Below are 15,541 nucleotides of genomic sequence, written 5' to 3'. Positions count from 1 at the left end.
AAATCAATCAAGAATAAATAAATCCTCAGCAAATCATAATGTTGTAATTTATTCACACATGCTCTATAAGGATTGAGGCGTGTTTCTCGCCCTTGCATAAAAAACTCAAAAAAATATAAGACACAGGTGGAAGTTCCAATGAATAACCCGTCAAAAGGGACCTTTTTAGGTCACCCTAAAGGGCTTTTTTTGCTCTTTAGTACCGAACTCTGGGAGAGATTCTCCTATTACGGCATGCGTGCCGTACTGGTGCTCTATCTGACCGACCTGACTGCCAATGGCGGTCTGGGCTGGAGTCAGGCAGACGCCCTCAAACTCTACGGTATCTATACCGGTCTGGTTTACATCACTCCGCTGATCGGCGGCTGGCTGGCTGACACCTTCCTGGGTCAACGCCGTGCCATCCTGATCGGTGCCGTGCTGATGGCCGCAGGCCAATTCACTCTGGCTCTGCCCCATGCAATGTTCCCGGATATGGTCAACAGCGTCTTCTATACCGGTCTGGCTCTGCTGATCGTGGGTAACGGTCTGTTCAAGCCGAACATCTCCACCATGGTAGGCGACCTCTATGCAGAGGGTGACCACCGTCGTGACGGTGCCTTCACCATCTTCTACATGGGTATCAACCTGGGCTCCCTGCTGGCAGGTGTGATCTGTGGTGCTGCCGCGACCGCCTACGGCTGGCAAGCAGCCTTCGTCGGCGCCGGTATCGGTATGCTGCTCTCTCTGGTGATCCAGGCGACTCTGGCCCAGCGTTTCCTCGGCGACATCGGCCGTGTGACTGCCGCCCAGCGTGCCGCCGCTCTGCGTACTACCGAGCAGAAAGCGCCGCTGACCAAGCAGGAAGTGGATCGCATCAAGGTCATTCTGGTGCTGGGCCTGTTCACCATCATCTTCTGGGCTGGTTTCGAACAGGCCGGCGGTCTGATGAACCTCTATACCCAGGAGTACACCGACCGCATGATCGGCTCTTTTGAAGTGCCGACTGCCTGGTTCCAGTCCCTGAACCCCTTCTTCATCATCACTCTGGCGCCGGTCGTTGCGGCCATCTGGATCAAGCTCGGCAAGAAAGAGCCGAACTCTCCGGTGAAATTCGCCATGGGTCTGCTGTTCCTGGCCGTTGGTTTCCTGTTCATGGTCGGTGCAGTGCTGCAGCAGGGTGGTGACAACACCGTCAAGACCTCCATGTTCTGGCTGGTTGGCGCGTACCTGTTCCACACCCTGGGCGAGCTCTGCCTCTCCCCGATCGGTCTCTCCATGGTGACCAAGCTGGCTCCGCTGCGTCTGGCCTCCCTGATGATGGGTGCCTGGTTCGGCTTCGTGGCACTGGCCAACTACGCAGCGGGCTTTATCGGCTCCTTCGTGGGTGAAGCCGGCCCCATCGCCATCTTCGGCGGTATCGCTCTGGCTGCCGTGATCAGTGCCGTGATCCTGCTGACCATGGCCAACCGTCTGGTCTACTGGATGCACGGTGCCGAAGGCCCGGCAAAATCCACTGACCATCAGGATGAAAAACTGCAGTCCGCTACTGCATAAGCAAGTTGGACAAGCAGACATAAGAGAGGGCGCCGATGGGCGCCCTCTCTTTTTATCTGACCGATATTCAACTATGGCGCCATGGCCATCAGTGGTAACGCACCTGAACATGAAGGGCGCTGCCGCTATCGCTGCAAAACTGCAGGTCAAAGGGCTCGTGCCAGCTTCGCTTGTGCAGGGCATAGTGGCTGCTGCGCATCAAGCCAAGGGGCAAGCCACCCGAGCGCATCAGCCAGCGGGGAGAGGTGAGCCCAGCATTGGCAAACACCAGCCCATCCTCCTGATCAAACAGCAGTGCCGCCATGGCAAAAGAGCTGCGCAGCCCCGACTCCATCAACTGATGATTGAGGTAGTCGAGCAACCGGTGTGGCTGACTTAACAGCTGACTCTCTTTGCGCTGGAACTGGCGATAAGGAACATTCATCAACGAGCGCACCAGCGCCCCGCAGAAGGCGGCATCCGTCCCCATGATGGGCAACTCCATCACCAATACCAGTAACTTGTCCCCCACCTTGAAGGTGTCGGGAATAAAGAGCTGGCCCAGCCCCTTGAACGTAATCTGCCAGGGGCCCCACTCCTGCAATCCCGGCGGTTTCAGCCCGGCCAGCAAACGGCTGGCGGCCCGATCGTGGGCACTGAAGTACTCCATATGATCCATCAGCTCCAGCTGCTGACTGCGTGTCCCCTGACTCTTGAGGCACTGCTCTATGCTGCGCTCGACCAGCGCGTAATCTTCCAGCGGCTTGAGCAGGTAATCGCGCGCACCGGCGCGCAGGGCACCAGCCACGGCCTCCATGGTGCTCTGGGCCGAGATGACGATAACCGGGATATCGGGGTAGCGAGCAGAGAGGCAGGCGATCACTTCGTGACCATCCATATTGGGCATATTGAGATCGCAGAGCACCACATCGGGATGGTAGAGAGCTGCGGCCGACAGGCCCTCAATCCCGTCTTCGGCCTGAAAAACCGTTGCCCCGTCCCGTGCGAGGTAACTCACTAGCGAGTGGCGAAAAACGGCTTCGTCCTCCACCACCAGGATCCGTAGCCCGGCTCTTAACATCTTGATAAAGCTCTTATTAGTCAATTGGTTATTTAGGTATTAAGACTAGTTCAAAAGTGAGGTATCCGCGGAAACGATGCGTCAAAAATAGACCTTGGTCAGGTTCTGAACGACAGATTGCTCTATTAACAACCACATAGCAGCACAACCTCTCCCCACAATGTCGCTACCTCCATGCGAATTGTGCAAGCCCCTGCCATAGGGGATAATGGCCGCCACACAAGCGCATAAAGAAGACCATGACTCCAGCCGAATACAGTGCCCTCGCCCACCCCAGATTGTCCCATCCGGCCCGCAGTCTCTATACCCTGCAGCTGCGCAGACTGGTGCTGGAAAATCAGCTGGCCCGGCTCAACTATCCCGAGCTGGGTCGTGCACTGGCGGTGGTCGACCCTGGTGATCCATGCGGCTTCTCGTTTCAGGTCAATGCCCGCCAGCTCACCGAGCTGTTCGATGAACTGATGGAGGCGGGCCTGCTGCAGGTCGAGGCTCAGCCCGAGAGTGAGCACTACCATCAGTGCCCTTTTCAGTTGCCGCTGCTGACCCAGAAATTGCGCAGCCCGCTGCCGGAGCGACCCTTCCAGATGCATCTGCAATGGCGCCCGGACGAAGAGCTGCCCGCCCTCGCCCGTCTGTGCGGGGTGATCGATGCCAGCTATAGCGAAGAGGATCTGGGAGAATTTATCGCCTACTGGCTGGGGCGCCCCGAGGTATTCGACTCCCAGCATCAATGGATGCTCAAGTTTATTCGCGCCCTCAAGACCCGCCGCTATACCCGTCGCAAGCCGATGGAGGTGCAGGGCTATCAGCAGGTGACGCCGGCCCCGGCAGAGTCGGGTCCCAGCAAACGGGCCCAACAGATGATTGAAGAGGCAAAGCGGCTGGCAGAGAGCCAGCAGATGCCTGCCCAGACACCGGATAATGATTGATACCATCTGCCTGCTGCAGGCAGAATCAGACCCCTGTCCCATCCCTGATCAAGCAGAAGGAGCATTCCATGACTGACCCGCAAGATCCCCTGCGCCAGGAGCTGGAAGAGATCGAAGCCAAGCGCCAGAAGATCGCCAAGGCCAAGCAGGACCACCGTGTTCACGACCCGGAATTGAGCCGCCATGTGGGTAGCCTGCTGGAGCGCATTCGTCGCCTGCAGCAAGAGACCGGCGGCGGCCAGTATGACTACGAGACCCTGCGCAAGGAGTATGACGCCAAGGCCAACGCCGAGGTGCGCGAGCTGCAGAAGGCGGCCCGTCAGGAGCGGATCCAGAAGCTGATCGCCCAGGCCGACCTCAACCCAGACTGGGTGTTCGACAAGATGGATGCCACAGATCCGGCGCTGCAATATCCCATCGAGACCGCCCGTTACTTTATCAGCGGTTTCGAGCACTGGGAGAAGAGCGGTGGCGGCTGCATGCTCATCTACGGCGACTACGGCACCGGCAAGTCAACGCTGGCGGGGGCGGTTGCGCACGAGCTGATCGAGCGTCACCAAAAATCGGTGATCTTCCAGCAGTGGGCCTCCATCGTCGATCGCCTCTTCTTCAACGTGATCCCCGATCAGGACGAGCGCAACCAGTACCGCCGTGCGCTGGAAGAGGTGGATCTGCTGATCATCGACGAGGTATCGGCCAACCGCGCCAAGATGGCGGAGAGTCAGTCCAGTTTCCTCGGCCACCTGCTGCGCCGCCGTCGCAACCTGTCAAAAAGCGTCATCATCATTACCAACCACACGCCCCAGACCCTGCATCAGGCGATCGGTGATTTCAGCTATGAGGCGATCAAGGCATTCAATCCGGTGGATATCCACCTGAGCGGCCCCAGCCGTCGCCCCAGCATCGGCAACTACAACGGCTGATCCCCTCTCAGCGGGTGCGAATCGCTGGCAGCTCGCACCCGCGCCTCTCTGCTGGCTCACAAATAGAAACAACTCTCATTTACAGCGAGCGAACAAGCCACTAGGCTAACCCCTTTTGCCAAGGGAGCTCAGCTATGCCAACCACACTGATTTTCGGAGCCAGCCGCGGGCTGGGCCGCGCCTTTACTCACCACGCTCTCGCTGAGGGTCATCGGGTGATTGCGCTGGTGCGCAGCCCTGAGATGGCTACGGAACTGGAGGCGCTGGGAGTTGAGGTGATCGAGGGGGATGCGCTGGATCCGGCTGCGGTGCTGCAGGCGTGTGCCCGGGCGGGACAAGATGCTCAGGTTGTCTCCACCCTCGGCAGCTTCCGTCAGGCCGCGCCGGTGGACTATCAGGGCAACCGTCATGTGATCGATGCCATGGAGCAGGCAGGCCTGAAACGGCTGCTGCTGGTCACCTCTCTCGGCTGTGGCGACAGCTGGCAATATTTGCCGCAGCGGGCCCGCGCCGCCTTCGGCCACGAGGTGCGCCTCAAGAGTCTGGCGGAGAGCTGGCTGCAGACCAGCTCCCTCGCGTGGACCATTCTGCGCCCGGCGGGCCTGCAGGATGGCGACGCCACCGGCCGCGCCGAACTCAGTCAGGACAAGGAGGTGCACGGACTGGTGCGCCGCGCAGATGTGGCCGCCCAAGGGCTGCGCCTGCTGGCGGATGAGACGGCGGTAGGACAGATCTACGCCATCGGAGATCCCACGCTCCAGCGCGGCTAAAGCAGCAGTAAAACCGCTTACCCCCACCACATACCAAAACGGTCAGCCCAAGGGCTGACCGTTTCCGCTATACCGCACACGCTATCTCACGCGCGCTTGCTCCATCCCGCTTAACTGGCGCTCGTTTCACTCTGAGCGACTGATGAGCCAGCAACCGGCAGCAACCGCTGCCGCCAACGCAGCAGCAGGCAGGCCAGCGCGCCGTAGAGCAGCGCCAGTCCCCACAACTGCCACCAGTAGCGGGCAACCTGGGCGAAGTCGGCCCCCATCTGGTTGAGGCGCAGAAAACCCTCGATCGCCGGGATAGTGGGCACCCACTGAGCCAGCCAGTTGAGGGGGGCCGGGATCAGCTCGAGCGGCCAAATAAAGCCCGCCAGAAAAACCAGCGGCAGGGAGGAGATCAGCACCACCTGAGTGGGCAGATCCCGCCGGGTAAATATCGCGCCGAGCACCACGCCAAACCAGCAGGTCGCCAGCAGGAATGGCAGGGCGAACAGCCAAAGCTGCACAGGGTCAGCATGGCGAGCGATATTGTAGTGATCGAAGCAGAAGCCGAGGAAGTAGCTCACCGGCAGCAGGAACAACCCCGCCAGCACCAGAGTTCTGGCCAGCAGCAGCGGCAACACCGGCGCGCTTTGCCAGTAACCATGCTCGCCGCGACAGCTGCGCTGGTTCTGGGTCGCCCCCAGGATCCCCGCCCCCATCAGCAACACCTGATGGAGGATCAGCACGAACACCGCCGGCACCACGTAGTTGACGTAGCCCATAGTGGGGTTGAACACCGGCACCACGTTGAGGGCCACCGCATTCCAGCCCATCGCCGCTTGTGGCAGCGCCTCGCCGTGGCTCAACAGCCGCGCCACCTTCACCTGCGCGGCGAGTGTGCCGCCGGCCTGCGCCAGCCCCTCGGCAATGGTACCGTAGACCAGAAAGTAGGAGGCATCACCGGCATAACTCAGGGTGACGCTCTTACCCAGCATCAGATCCCGATAGAAGTGGTTGGGGATATGCAGGATCCCGCTCGCCTTCCCGGCCATCATCAGCTGCCGCGCTTCATCCAGCGAATTGGCCCGCGCTACCAGCTTCACCTGTGGCGTAGCATCGGCCATAAATTCCAGCTGGCGCGATAGCTGACTGCCATCTTCGTTGACCACCACCACCGCCTCTTCCCGCGGCAACTGATGCAGATAGGGTTGGGGGTAGAGGAAGGAGTAGAAGAACACCCCGCCAAACAGGGTGAGCATGATGGCGCGATCCGCCAGCAAGGTGCGCAACTCGAGGCGCAACAGATCGACAAATCCCAGCATCACTCAGGCTCCTTTTCGGCGACTGCCACTGCGGCTGATTGACGGGCCAGCTCGGCCTGCTGCTTGTAACGACGAACCACCAGCAGCAAGGGGAGCAGAAACAGCAGCAAGGCCCCCAGTTGCGGCAGCGCCGATGCGAGGGGCAGACCGTAGTTGCTCTGACCAATCTGTAGCTCCACATAGTGAGAGACCGGCAACAGGCTGCGCCAGAAGCGGGCAAAATCCCCCATGGCGCTCACCGGAAAGGTGACCCCCATAAAGGCAAAGCCGGGCGCAGTGTAAGCCCCCGCCAGCGACAGGGCGCGGGCCGGATCCCGGATGATGCCGTAAAAGAAGGCCCCCATGGTGACGCAGGCGGCCGAGGCGAGCCCCAGCCCCACCAGCAATACCAGCCAGCTACCGTGCATGGGGTAGGAGAAGCCCTTGAACAGCAGCAGCGTCCAGACAATCCCCCAGCCCCAGCCAATCAGCACGTGGGGCAGCAGGGTGCGCCAGAGACCAAACCAGACACCGCGAGTGGTCCAGTCCAGCCCCAGCCGATCGGTACGGGCCAGCGCATTGAGGCCGAACAGCACCACCAGGATCTGCCACACCGCAGGCAGAATGGCGCTCAGCAGAAACTGGGCGTAGCTGGAGTTGAGGTTGTAGAGCGCAGTGACCTGACTGCTGATGGGCACCGACTGTCCAATCGCACCGGGCAGCGCCTTGCCGTCAGCCATCGCCTCCAGCACGCCCACCTGACCGTTAAGAGTGCCTACCACCTGCGCCAGCGCAGAGTTGACCAGCTTGGCGATGAGGATGAACTGGCCGTTGTTGAACACTGTCACCTGCGGCTGGGTGCCCTGACGGGCATCCCGCTCCAGATGGTTGGGGATCACCACCAGCGCATAGATGTCGCCACCGCGCAGGGCGTGCGCCCCGGCATCGATGGAGTCAAACTGTTGCGCGACCTTGAGCCCGGCCGAGCCATCCAGCGAGAAGGCGAGCTGGCGCGAGAGCATGCTGTGGTCGAGATCCACCAGCCCCACCTTGAGGTCGCGGGCCAGCCCTGCCGAGAAGATCCAGCAGAGGATCCCCATCAACAGCAGCGGCACCCAGCTCATCAGGGCACGACTGAACGGATCCTGCCACAGCAGCCGAAATTCACGTCCCATCAGAGTTCAACCAGCACACTCATGCCAACCCGCAGCCCCTCAACCGGTTGCAGCGGGCGAGCCTCCACCTGGAAGCTCTTCATGTCGAAGCCCTGACGGGTATCGGTGGCACGCCAGGTGGCGAAATCCCCCATCACGGCCACATGGGTCACCTTGAAGCGCACGATCTGATCGCCAAGGCCCGGGATGCGGGCATCGAACTCGGTACCGACCGGGAAGCGGGGCAGCAGATCTTCGCGCACGTGGAACTGGGCCCAGGCATCGCTCATGTCGAGCAGGGTCACTACGGGGAAGCCTTGCGGCGCCAGCTCGCCGCTGCGCAGCAGCACCTGACTAACCTCACCGGTGTGGGGGCTGACGATACGGGTATCGGCCAGATAGGCCTCAACCTCGGCCACCGAACCAGCCGCCATCTTGGCCTTCTCGCGAGCAGCGATCTTGGTCTCTTCCCGCGCCCCCTCAAGAGCCATCTGGTACTGTTGCCATGCCATCCCTTCGCTGTAGCGGGCGGCTTGCCAGGCGGTCCAGGCCTCATCGCGTTTTTGCAGCGGCATCACGCCGTCGCGGTGCAGGCTGGCCACCCGCTCATAGGTCTTGCCACGCAGGGCTGCAGCGGCCTTGGCTTTTTGCCACTGATCCTTGGCCGCAGCGATCTGCTGGGCTCGGGCTCCTTTCTCCGCCTCTTGCGCCAGCGCACCCGCAGCCGCTTCACCCGCCTTGGCCTGGCTCAGCTTGGCTTCAATCTCGGGGCTCGCCAGAGTAAAGACCAGCTGGTCTTTGGTCAGCTGATCACCCTTTTTCACCAGCACTTCGTCGATACGCCCCGGCACCTTGGAGGAGACCGAATACTGCTGTGCTTCAATTTGCCCTTGCAGATGCACCGGCTCCGGCTGATAGGCGAGCCAGAAGCGCCAGCCCAGCCAGACCACCAGGATCACCAGCACCAGCGGCAACAACAGCGGTTTACCCTGGCTCATCTTCTTTTTGATGGGGGGATGGCTCATCACTTCACCTCGACAAACGGGCGACCCTTGGCGGTCGAAACAGAGATAGAAAAAGGCACGGACTGGTGTGCGATCAGGAGTGCGATCATGAGTTCACCTCGGTCACCTGACCGTGCTGATATTGATTGAAACTGTTCATCTGGCCGGAGAGCGCCAGCAGGCGGGCCAGCGACACCACATATTGATAAGCCGCCGCCGCGCGCTGGGTCTTGACCCCTGCCAGCTGGTTCTGGGCATCCACCACATCGAGTGACGTGGAGAGCCCCTGCCCGAAGGCCTTGTCCCGCAGCAGCACGTTCTCCTCGGCCAGCGCCTGGGTGGAAGAGAGGGATTGATACTCCTCCAGCCCCTGCGCCGCTTCACGCCAGGTCTTTTCCACCAGCAGCTTCAGATCCTCACGGGTCTTGGCCTGCAGCAGATTGACCTGCAGCTCGGCACTCTTGGCGGCCTGCACCGTCTCGGAGCGGCCATCGCGGCTCACCAGCGGCATGCTGACGCCCACCCCCACCAGCCAGTCCGGCGCGGTCTTGGAAGCTATCGAATCATCTTCATAGAGGTTGTAGTTACCGAACAGGAACACCTCGGGGGCATATTTGCCCTGCTCGACCCGGATCATCCCCTTGGCCTGCTCTTTCTTGGCACTGAGCAATTTGAGGCCGGGGTGAACTTCCAGGGTCTGTTGCACCAGCCCATCGAGACGCGGCAGCTCACTGTTGACGAACAGGCCGCTGCCCGGCTGGGCATCTGGCAACTTCAGCATGCGGCCAAGGGCCAGTTCGGCGATCTCGAGACTGCGGCGCGCCTTCTGGGTATCGATGCGGGCGCGGTCATAGGCCGACTGGGCGGAGAGGCGCTCCACCTTGGCAATCTGCCCCTGCGCTTCGAGCTTCCTCGCGTGATCCAGATGGCGGGCCAGCCCGTCCTCAATATCCTGCTTGGTCTGTACCACCTGACCTGCCAGCACCACACCGAAATAGGCCTGGGAGAGGCTCTCGAAAGTGGACTGCTCCTTGAGCACCAGCAGCTGTTGCGCCTCGCTCACCTGTGCCTGGCGAATGTCCTGCGCCGCATCGATGCGACCGCCGGTAAAGAGTGGCCAGAGCATCTTGACCGAACTGGTCACGACATTCTGCTTGGTGAGAGGTGTAACGAAGTCGTCATGTGAGAGTTGGGGAAGTGGTACCGGAAATTGGCCCAGTATGCCCTGCAGCGCCTTGATCATCTCCGGATGGTTGGCGATGGGGTTGAGATCCATCATGTCGAGTTCCATCGGCTGATCGAGGTGGGTATAGCTGGCGCCCACATCTACCTTGGGCAGATACATGGATTTGGCAGCCTCGCGCAGCTGCTTGGCGCGATCGACCCCTGCTTGTTCGGCGGCCAGCCCCTCATCCTGCTGGATGACCCGGGTCCAGGCCTCGCTGAAACTGATGGTCTGTGCCTGCGCCGACCCCAGCACGGCACCCAGCAGACACGGCCAGAGTGATGTAATGAACCTTGACGTCATAGATCCCCAATCCGCATTGTTGCAAAAATGTTTGGAGCTTTTGCTCGCATAAGCCCGCCATCATAACGCAAACGAGGCCGACAAGTGGACAGACAATTATGCAAGGGGCTGGCCCGAATGGTACAGCACTCCCTGACGGTCAATCTGGCCGTTTTTCAATAACTCCAGAATTTGCAAGCCTTGGCGCGACGTTTTTTTCAGAAAAAAATGGCTGACGCTCAAATACTAACCTTTTCTCCTGCCTAAAAAATGCGTAATATACGCCGCCCTAAGCCGATGGTAACCGTGGAATGCAGATAGGTCCCCACACGCTTGAAACTCCCTTGATCGTGGCTCCCATGGCCGGTGTAACTGACCGACCATTCCGTGAACTTTGTTTGCGACTGGGGGCCGGCATGGCCGTTTCCGAGATGCTGCTGGCCAACCCGGATGTCTGGGATACCCAGAAAACCCGGATGAGGATGGATCACTCTGCAGAAGGCGGTTTGCGATCGGTCCAGATTGCCGGAGCCGACCCCGAGATGATGGCGTTTGCTGCCCGCTACAACGTGGAGCAGGGCGCACAGATCGTCGACATCAACATGGGATGTCCGGCAAAAAAAGTGAATAAGAAGCTGGCAGGTTCAGCCCTGCTGCGATACCCCGATCAGGTCAAAGCAATTTGCCGGGCCGTGGTGGATGCAGTGGAGGTGCCTGTCACCTTGAAGATCCGCACAGGATGGGATCCGGATAACCGCAATGGCGTGGAGATCGCCCGAATCGCCGAAGATTGCGGTATCGCGGCCCTCGCCGTGCATGGTCGTACCCGTGCCTGCCTCTACAAGGGCGAAGCGGAGTACGACACTATCAGGGCGATTAAGCAGGCCGTATCGATTCCTGTTGTCGCCAATGGCGACATCAACAGCCCGGAAAAGGCCCGGTATGTCCTCGACTATACCGGCGTCGACGCCGTGATGATCGGCCGCGCTGCGCAAGGACGACCCTGGATTTTCCGGGAAATCCGTCATTTTCTTGAGACGGGCACCAAGCTGCCGCCTCCCGAAAGGGAAGAGGTTCGCACCCTGATGAACGAGCATGTAACCAACCTGCACCAGTTTTATGGTGCATATCTGGGAGCGCGCATAGCCCGTAAACACGTGGGCTGGTATCTGGATGAAGAAGAGACGGGCCGAGAATTCCGTAAGCACTTCAATGCCCTGGATTGTGCAGACGCACAACTTGAGGCACTCGAAGCGTATTTCGATGGATTAGGTTAACGCATAACTAAAGAGCCGACCGAATATGTTCGAACAAACCCTGACTTCTGATGCATTGGTAACAACTACTCACAATCACGCTGCCGAGCCGACCCAGCGCCCCCTGCGTGACTCTGTGCAACAGGCCCTGCGTAACTACCTGGCCCAGTTGAACGGTCAGGAAGTGATTGATCTGTACGATATGGTTCTTTCCGAAGTCGAAGCGCCGATGCTGGACGTGATCATGCAGTACACCCGCGGTAACCAGACTCGCGCCGCCGTGATGATGGGCATCAACCGTGGTACCCTGCGCAAGAAGCTCAAGCGTTACGGCATGAACTGATTGCTGGCCTGATGCCGCGCAAGCGGAACAGGGCAAAGATGAAAGGCGCCGGGTAGTAATACCCGGCGCCTTTCTTTATGCTCCCCTTCCCACTTCCCCACTACAAGCGCTATGAACCGCACGCCCCTGCTGCTGATGGTACTGGTCACCCTGCTGGCCGCCGCCGGCTGGCTCTTCTCGAAAGAGGCGATCCGCGAACTGCCGCCCGCCGCCTTTATCGGCAGCCGCTTTCTGCTGGCCGCCCTGCTTTTGCTCCCCCTGGCCTGGTTGCGCGAGCCACCGCCGAGCCGAGCCCAGATGGTGCGCGCCGCCGGTTGTGGCATCCTGCTCGGCGCCAGCCTGTTGCTGTGGGTCACCGCCATCAGCCAGAGCGATGCGCTCGGCAGCGGCGCCTTTATCATGAGCGTTGCGACCCTGATGGCCCCACTGGCCGCCTGGGCAGCCTTTCGGGCCAAACCCGGCCGCCACTACTGGCTCACCCTGCCCATCGCCATCGCCGGTTTGCTGCTGCTCTCCAGCAGCACCCACTGGGGCGTGTCGCTCTCGCTGTTCTGGTTTCTGGCGGCGGCCACCACCCTCGGCATCCAGCTTGCCGTCCATCGCCACTTCGCCCAATCCATCGCCCCCACCTGGCTCACCTGCATCCAGCTGGCGATGACCGGTCTGCTCGGCACCCTGCTCTCCCTGCTGACCGAACAGTGGCCCGAGGCTGGAGTCAGCCACGGCATCTGGGGCTGGTTTGCGGCGAGCGTCTTGATCGCCACCACATTGCGCTACTGGCTGCTCACCCATGCACTGAGCAAGATGACTACCGCTCACGCAGCCCTGATGATGCTGCTGGAGCCGGTCTGGACCCTGATCCTGAGCACCCTCTTCTATAGCGAACCCCTCGGCGGTGCCAAACTGGCCGGAGCCGGACTGTTGCTCGGCGCCCTGGTGCTTTACCAACTGCCCCTGCTGCTGCGCAGTGCACGGCTCAACACGCCCGTCTGATACGCGTCACCGCCCTGCAGGGCGGTGTCACCATCTCCCTCCTGTTTGCGTATCTTGTCCTGCCAATGCTGACGTTCTGTTAACGGCATTTAACCCTTGGTATCCATAGGGTTAAAGGGCATACCCCATGAAAAAATGCCATATGGCCAGCTTGATGAAGGTCACATTCCTCCCCCGCGCCCCTCCCTATCATGCCCCCATCATCGGTCTGGACAATCCTGACGATGGCCACACATGGGAATAACAAGAGAAAAAACTATGCAGCAAACCAGCCCCCTCAAGACGGTCACGGTCAGCATATTGGCAACCGCCATGCTGATCTTTGTGGCCCAGTACCTGATAGGCAAACAGGAGATCAAGATCGGCATCGCCATCATCCCGATCCTGCCGATGCTCTTTGCCGTCATCATCGGCATGATTGTCTCCGCCAAACCGGTCAAGGATCGCATCCCCGGCTGGAAGCAGCTCTTCACCGAAAAAGAAGAGGGCTTCTGCGGCAAGATGGTGGGCTTCAGCCTGCTGATCCTGGGCACCCAGTATGCGGGGATGATCATCCCCAACCTGAAGATGATCCTGAGCGTCGGCGTACCGCTGTTCCTGCAGGAGATTGGCAATCTGCTGCCGATCCTGATCGCCATTCCGCTGGCGGTGAAGTTCGGCTTTGGCCGCCGCGCCATCGGGGCCTGCTCCTCCATCAGCCGTGAGCCGTCCGTCGCGGTAATTCAGGGCAAGTTCGGCACCGGCTCTCAGGAGTACATCGGCGTGCTGGCCATCTACTTGTGCGGCTCCGTCATCGGCACCCTCTGGTTCAGCGTGCTGGGCAGCATCGCCCCGCTCACTGGCCTGCACCCGCTGGCGCTGGCTGCCGGTTCCGGCGTGGGATCAGGCTCCATGCTGAGTGCCGCCTCCGGTGCCCTGATCAACGGTCTCGACGAAGCACTGGCTCAGCAGGTGCTGAGTATCGCGGCTGCCTCGAATCTGCTCTCGTCTGCCCTCGGTGCCCTCTCCCTTACCTATCTGGGTCTGCCGCTCGCTGAAAAAATCTATGCCCTGACTGCCAAAGGAGAGAAAGCATGAAAAGCATCGTAATGGATATGCGGTTCGTCTTTCTGGCGATCCTGCTGGCCATGTTTACCCAGACCCTGACCACCGGCACTCCGCTCTGGCTGATGGGTGACAGCTTCGTCGCCATGTCACTGGTGGTGTTCGCTTCGCTGATTGCCAAGCGTTACCTGCCCTCCTCCCTGCCGGCGTTTGCCTATGCCACCATCATCGGCATTCTCATCTGCCTGCCGGAGACCCCGGTGCGCGGCCTCTTTATCGACGCCGTCGCCAAGATCTCCTTCCTCTCCTGCTGCGTACCGCTGCTGGCCTTTGCCGGTCTCTCGGTGGGCGGTCAGCTGGAAGAGCTGAAGAAGATGTCCTGGAAAGTGATCCTGATCTTCATGATCGTCTCTACCTGCTGCTTCTTCGGCGCCTCGCTGGTGGCCCAGCTCGGCTTCTCCATCCAAGGGATCATCTGATGAACAACATCCACATTGAACCGGCCCTGCTGGCCCTGCGCGACTTCAGTCAGGAAGTGCGCCACCACCTGCACTCCATTCCGGAAGCCTCCGGCGTCGAGTTCAAGACCTCGGCCTACTGCCGCGAGCTGATGGCAGGCTTTGGCTACCGTCTCACCGACTATCCGGGCTTCACCGGTTTCCACGGCGATCTGGTGGTTGACCCGGTACTGCCGACCATCGCCTTCCGTGCCGACATGGATGGCCTCGAGATGCACGACATGAGCGACGTTGCGTTCAAATCGACCCACGAGGGAATGGCCCATAACTGCGGTCACGACTCCCATATGGCGATCGCCCTGACCGCAGCCAAATTCCTCTCAGAACAGCGCTCCCGCCTGCAGTACAACGTCCGCTTTATCTTCCAGATGGCGGAAGAGGATATGCGGGTGCCGGGCGCCGAGAAGATGGTTGAACTGGGCTGCATGAAGGGGGTGGACGAGGTCTATGCCCTCCATAACGACGGCGCCATGGAGACCGGCACCATCAAGTTCAACCACGGTGTCATGTCCTCCTGGGGCTCAGCCTGGACGCTGGATGTGCATGGCATCTCCGCCCACGGCTCGACCCCCCACAAGGGGCTGGATGCCATCCGTGAAGCAGTGCGGATCATCGAGGACATGGACTACATCGTCGCCAAGCGCACCAGTCCGTTCAGCCCGGCGGTATTCGGCTGCGGCATGATCAACGGCGGCACCATCCCCAACGCCATCGCCGACCATGTGCAGGCGCGCGGCACCATCCGTGCCATGGATGCCGAGACCGACCAGATCCTGAAGAACAGCTTCAAGGAGATCGTGGCCCAGAGCGAACTGCGCGGCTTCAAGACCAAGATGGTCTATGCCGGGTATCCGGCGGTGGAGAACCACGCCGATGCCTGCGCCCGTCTGCTGCAAGCGGCCGCCGACGTATTGCCTTCTGAAGGGATCAACGCTCAGGGTCAGCCGATGACCGGCAGCGAAGACTTCAGCTACATGGTCAACGCCTGCCGTGGCCGCAAGGGGGCCATGTTCTTCCTCGGCAGCGGCTGTCAGGCCAAGGGGATCTGCAACTACCTGCATGCAAATCCCTACTACCTCGATGACGACTGCCTGCTGGTCGGTGCCCAGATTTTTATCAACCTGGCGACCCGCAGCGCTTAATCCCGCATACCGATAAAACCAGAAGAGAGGCCAAGGCCTCTCTTTTTTTGTCTCTGTATTTTTGCTCTGTGTACGA

Annotated in this window: 15 protein-coding genes; 10 read left to right on the top strand and 5 right to left on the bottom strand. The window is 60.5% G+C overall.

The genetic code is table 11. From position 1 onward, the window contains the following. Positions 1–138: 138 nt before the first annotated feature. Positions 139–1,536 (top strand): peptide MFS transporter, encoded by a 1,398-nt coding sequence (locus tag BS300_RS17980; protein WP_042031806.1) that lies wholly within the window; start codon positions 139–141, stop codon positions 1,534–1,536. A gap of 88 nt (positions 1,537–1,624) precedes the next feature. Here the strand turns inward: BS300_RS17980 and BS300_RS17975 are convergent, their stop codons facing one another. Continuing rightward, complete coding sequence (locus BS300_RS17975) at positions 1,625–2,596, bottom strand: response regulator (protein WP_071914412.1); 972 nt, start codon at positions 2,594–2,596, stop codon at positions 1,625–1,627. A 239-nt stretch (positions 2,597–2,835) separates the two neighbouring features. Here BS300_RS17975 and BS300_RS17970 point away from each other — a divergent pair, with 239 nt between their 5' ends. From BS300_RS17970 to BS300_RS17960, 3 genes are all read left to right on the top strand, one after another. Then, positions 2,836–3,525, top strand: a complete 690-nt coding sequence (locus BS300_RS17970) for a DnaT-like ssDNA-binding domain-containing protein (protein ID WP_043851814.1) — start codon at positions 2,836–2,838, stop codon at positions 3,523–3,525. 68 nt (positions 3,526–3,593) lie between these two features. Then, the gene (locus BS300_RS17965; protein WP_071914410.1) at positions 3,594–4,448 is read left to right on the top strand and encodes a DnaA/Hda family protein; all 855 of its coding nucleotides are present in this window, start codon (positions 3,594–3,596) and stop codon (positions 4,446–4,448) included. 134 nt (positions 4,449–4,582) lie between these two features. Next, positions 4,583–5,218, top strand: coding sequence for an SDR family oxidoreductase (locus BS300_RS17960; RefSeq protein WP_071914407.1), 636 nt, complete (start codon positions 4,583–4,585; stop codon positions 5,216–5,218). A gap of 110 nt (positions 5,219–5,328) precedes the next feature. On the opposite strand, the gene BS300_RS17955 is transcribed toward BS300_RS17960, so the two are convergent. From BS300_RS17955 to BS300_RS17940, 4 genes are all read right to left on the bottom strand, one after another. Beyond that, positions 5,329–6,525 (bottom strand): ABC transporter permease, encoded by a 1,197-nt coding sequence (locus tag BS300_RS17955; RefSeq protein WP_071914405.1) that lies wholly within the window; start codon positions 6,523–6,525, stop codon positions 5,329–5,331. After that, positions 6,525–7,679, bottom strand: a complete 1,155-nt coding sequence (locus BS300_RS17950; RefSeq protein WP_041210389.1) for an ABC transporter permease — start codon at positions 7,677–7,679, stop codon at positions 6,525–6,527. Before BS300_RS17950 ends, BS300_RS17955 begins: the two co-directional genes overlap by 1 nt. Then, the gene (locus BS300_RS17945; protein WP_071914403.1) at positions 7,679–8,683 is read right to left on the bottom strand and encodes a biotin/lipoyl-binding protein; all 1,005 of its coding nucleotides are present in this window, start codon (positions 8,681–8,683) and stop codon (positions 7,679–7,681) included. Before BS300_RS17945 ends, BS300_RS17950 begins: the two co-directional genes overlap by 1 nt. Before the next feature lie 85 nt (positions 8,684–8,768). Then, entirely contained in the window at positions 8,769–10,190 is a 1,422-nt protein-coding gene (locus BS300_RS17940) for a TolC family protein (RefSeq protein ID WP_071914401.1), read from the bottom strand. Between the two features lie 290 nt (positions 10,191–10,480). On the opposite strand from BS300_RS17940, the gene dusB reads away from it, so the two are divergent. The 6 genes from dusB to BS300_RS17910 all read left to right on the top strand — a co-directional run bounded on the left by dusB (position 10,481) and on the right by BS300_RS17910 (position 15,465). Further along, positions 10,481–11,446, top strand: a complete 966-nt coding sequence (gene dusB / locus BS300_RS17935) for a tRNA dihydrouridine synthase DusB (RefSeq protein ID WP_033114933.1) — start codon at positions 10,481–10,483, stop codon at positions 11,444–11,446. A 25-nt stretch (positions 11,447–11,471) separates the two neighbouring features. Next, positions 11,472–11,768, top strand: a complete 297-nt coding sequence (fis, locus tag BS300_RS17930; protein WP_005309538.1) for a DNA-binding transcriptional regulator Fis — start codon at positions 11,472–11,474, stop codon at positions 11,766–11,768. Positions 11,769–11,879: 111 nt separating this feature from the next. Beyond that, positions 11,880–12,761 (top strand): DMT family transporter, encoded by an 882-nt coding sequence (locus tag BS300_RS17925; RefSeq protein ID WP_071914399.1) that lies wholly within the window; start codon positions 11,880–11,882, stop codon positions 12,759–12,761. A gap of 258 nt (positions 12,762–13,019) precedes the next feature. Then, complete coding sequence (locus BS300_RS17920; protein WP_005339140.1) at positions 13,020–13,838, top strand: DUF3100 domain-containing protein; 819 nt, start codon at positions 13,020–13,022, stop codon at positions 13,836–13,838. Then, the gene (locus BS300_RS17915) at positions 13,835–14,284 is read left to right on the top strand and encodes a hypothetical protein (protein ID WP_005349183.1); all 450 of its coding nucleotides are present in this window, start codon (positions 13,835–13,837) and stop codon (positions 14,282–14,284) included. Before BS300_RS17920 ends, BS300_RS17915 begins: the two co-directional genes overlap by 4 nt. Beyond that, positions 14,284–15,465, top strand: coding sequence for a M20 family metallopeptidase (locus BS300_RS17910; protein ID WP_071914397.1), 1,182 nt, complete (start codon positions 14,284–14,286; stop codon positions 15,463–15,465). The genes BS300_RS17915 and BS300_RS17910 overlap by 1 nt, the downstream gene beginning before the upstream one ends. Positions 15,466–15,541: the final 76 nt, after the last annotated feature.

This window comes from Aeromonas sp. SCS5 (assembly GCF_001887375.1).
Classification (GTDB): domain Bacteria; phylum Pseudomonadota; class Gammaproteobacteria; order Enterobacterales; family Aeromonadaceae; genus Aeromonas; species Aeromonas jandaei.
This window is presented reverse-complemented; position numbering and strand designations above follow the sequence as displayed.

What these genes read in the sequence shown, in the direction of transcription:
- BS300_RS17980 (WP_042031806.1), top strand. Translation starts at nt 139, where the DNA reads ATGAATAACCCGTCAAAAGGGACCTTTTTAGGTCACCCTAAAGGGCTT.
- BS300_RS17975 (WP_071914412.1), bottom strand. Translation starts at nt 2,596, where the DNA reads ATGTTAAGAGCCGGGCTACGGATCCTGGTGGTGGAGGACGAAGCCGTT.
- BS300_RS17970 (WP_043851814.1), top strand. Translation starts at nt 2,836, where the DNA reads ATGACTCCAGCCGAATACAGTGCCCTCGCCCACCCCAGATTGTCCCAT.
- BS300_RS17965 (WP_071914410.1), top strand. Translation starts at nt 3,594, where the DNA reads ATGACTGACCCGCAAGATCCCCTGCGCCAGGAGCTGGAAGAGATCGAA.
- BS300_RS17960 (WP_071914407.1), top strand. Translation starts at nt 4,583, where the DNA reads ATGCCAACCACACTGATTTTCGGAGCCAGCCGCGGGCTGGGCCGCGCC.
- BS300_RS17955 (WP_071914405.1), bottom strand. Translation starts at nt 6,525, where the DNA reads ATGCTGGGATTTGTCGATCTGTTGCGCCTCGAGTTGCGCACCTTGCTG.
- BS300_RS17950 (WP_041210389.1), bottom strand. Translation starts at nt 7,679, where the DNA reads ATGGGACGTGAATTTCGGCTGCTGTGGCAGGATCCGTTCAGTCGTGCC.
- BS300_RS17945 (WP_071914403.1), bottom strand. Translation starts at nt 8,683, where the DNA reads ATGAGCCATCCCCCCATCAAAAAGAAGATGAGCCAGGGTAAACCGCTG.
- BS300_RS17940 (WP_071914401.1), bottom strand. Translation starts at nt 10,190, where the DNA reads ATGACGTCAAGGTTCATTACATCACTCTGGCCGTGTCTGCTGGGTGCC.
- dusB (WP_033114933.1), top strand. Translation starts at nt 10,481, where the DNA reads ATGCAGATAGGTCCCCACACGCTTGAAACTCCCTTGATCGTGGCTCCC.
- fis (WP_005309538.1), top strand. Translation starts at nt 11,472, where the DNA reads ATGTTCGAACAAACCCTGACTTCTGATGCATTGGTAACAACTACTCAC.
- BS300_RS17925 (WP_071914399.1), top strand. Translation starts at nt 11,880, where the DNA reads ATGAACCGCACGCCCCTGCTGCTGATGGTACTGGTCACCCTGCTGGCC.
- BS300_RS17920 (WP_005339140.1), top strand. Translation starts at nt 13,020, where the DNA reads ATGCAGCAAACCAGCCCCCTCAAGACGGTCACGGTCAGCATATTGGCA.
- BS300_RS17915 (WP_005349183.1), top strand. Translation starts at nt 13,835, where the DNA reads ATGAAAAGCATCGTAATGGATATGCGGTTCGTCTTTCTGGCGATCCTG.
- BS300_RS17910 (WP_071914397.1), top strand. Translation starts at nt 14,284, where the DNA reads ATGAACAACATCCACATTGAACCGGCCCTGCTGGCCCTGCGCGACTTC.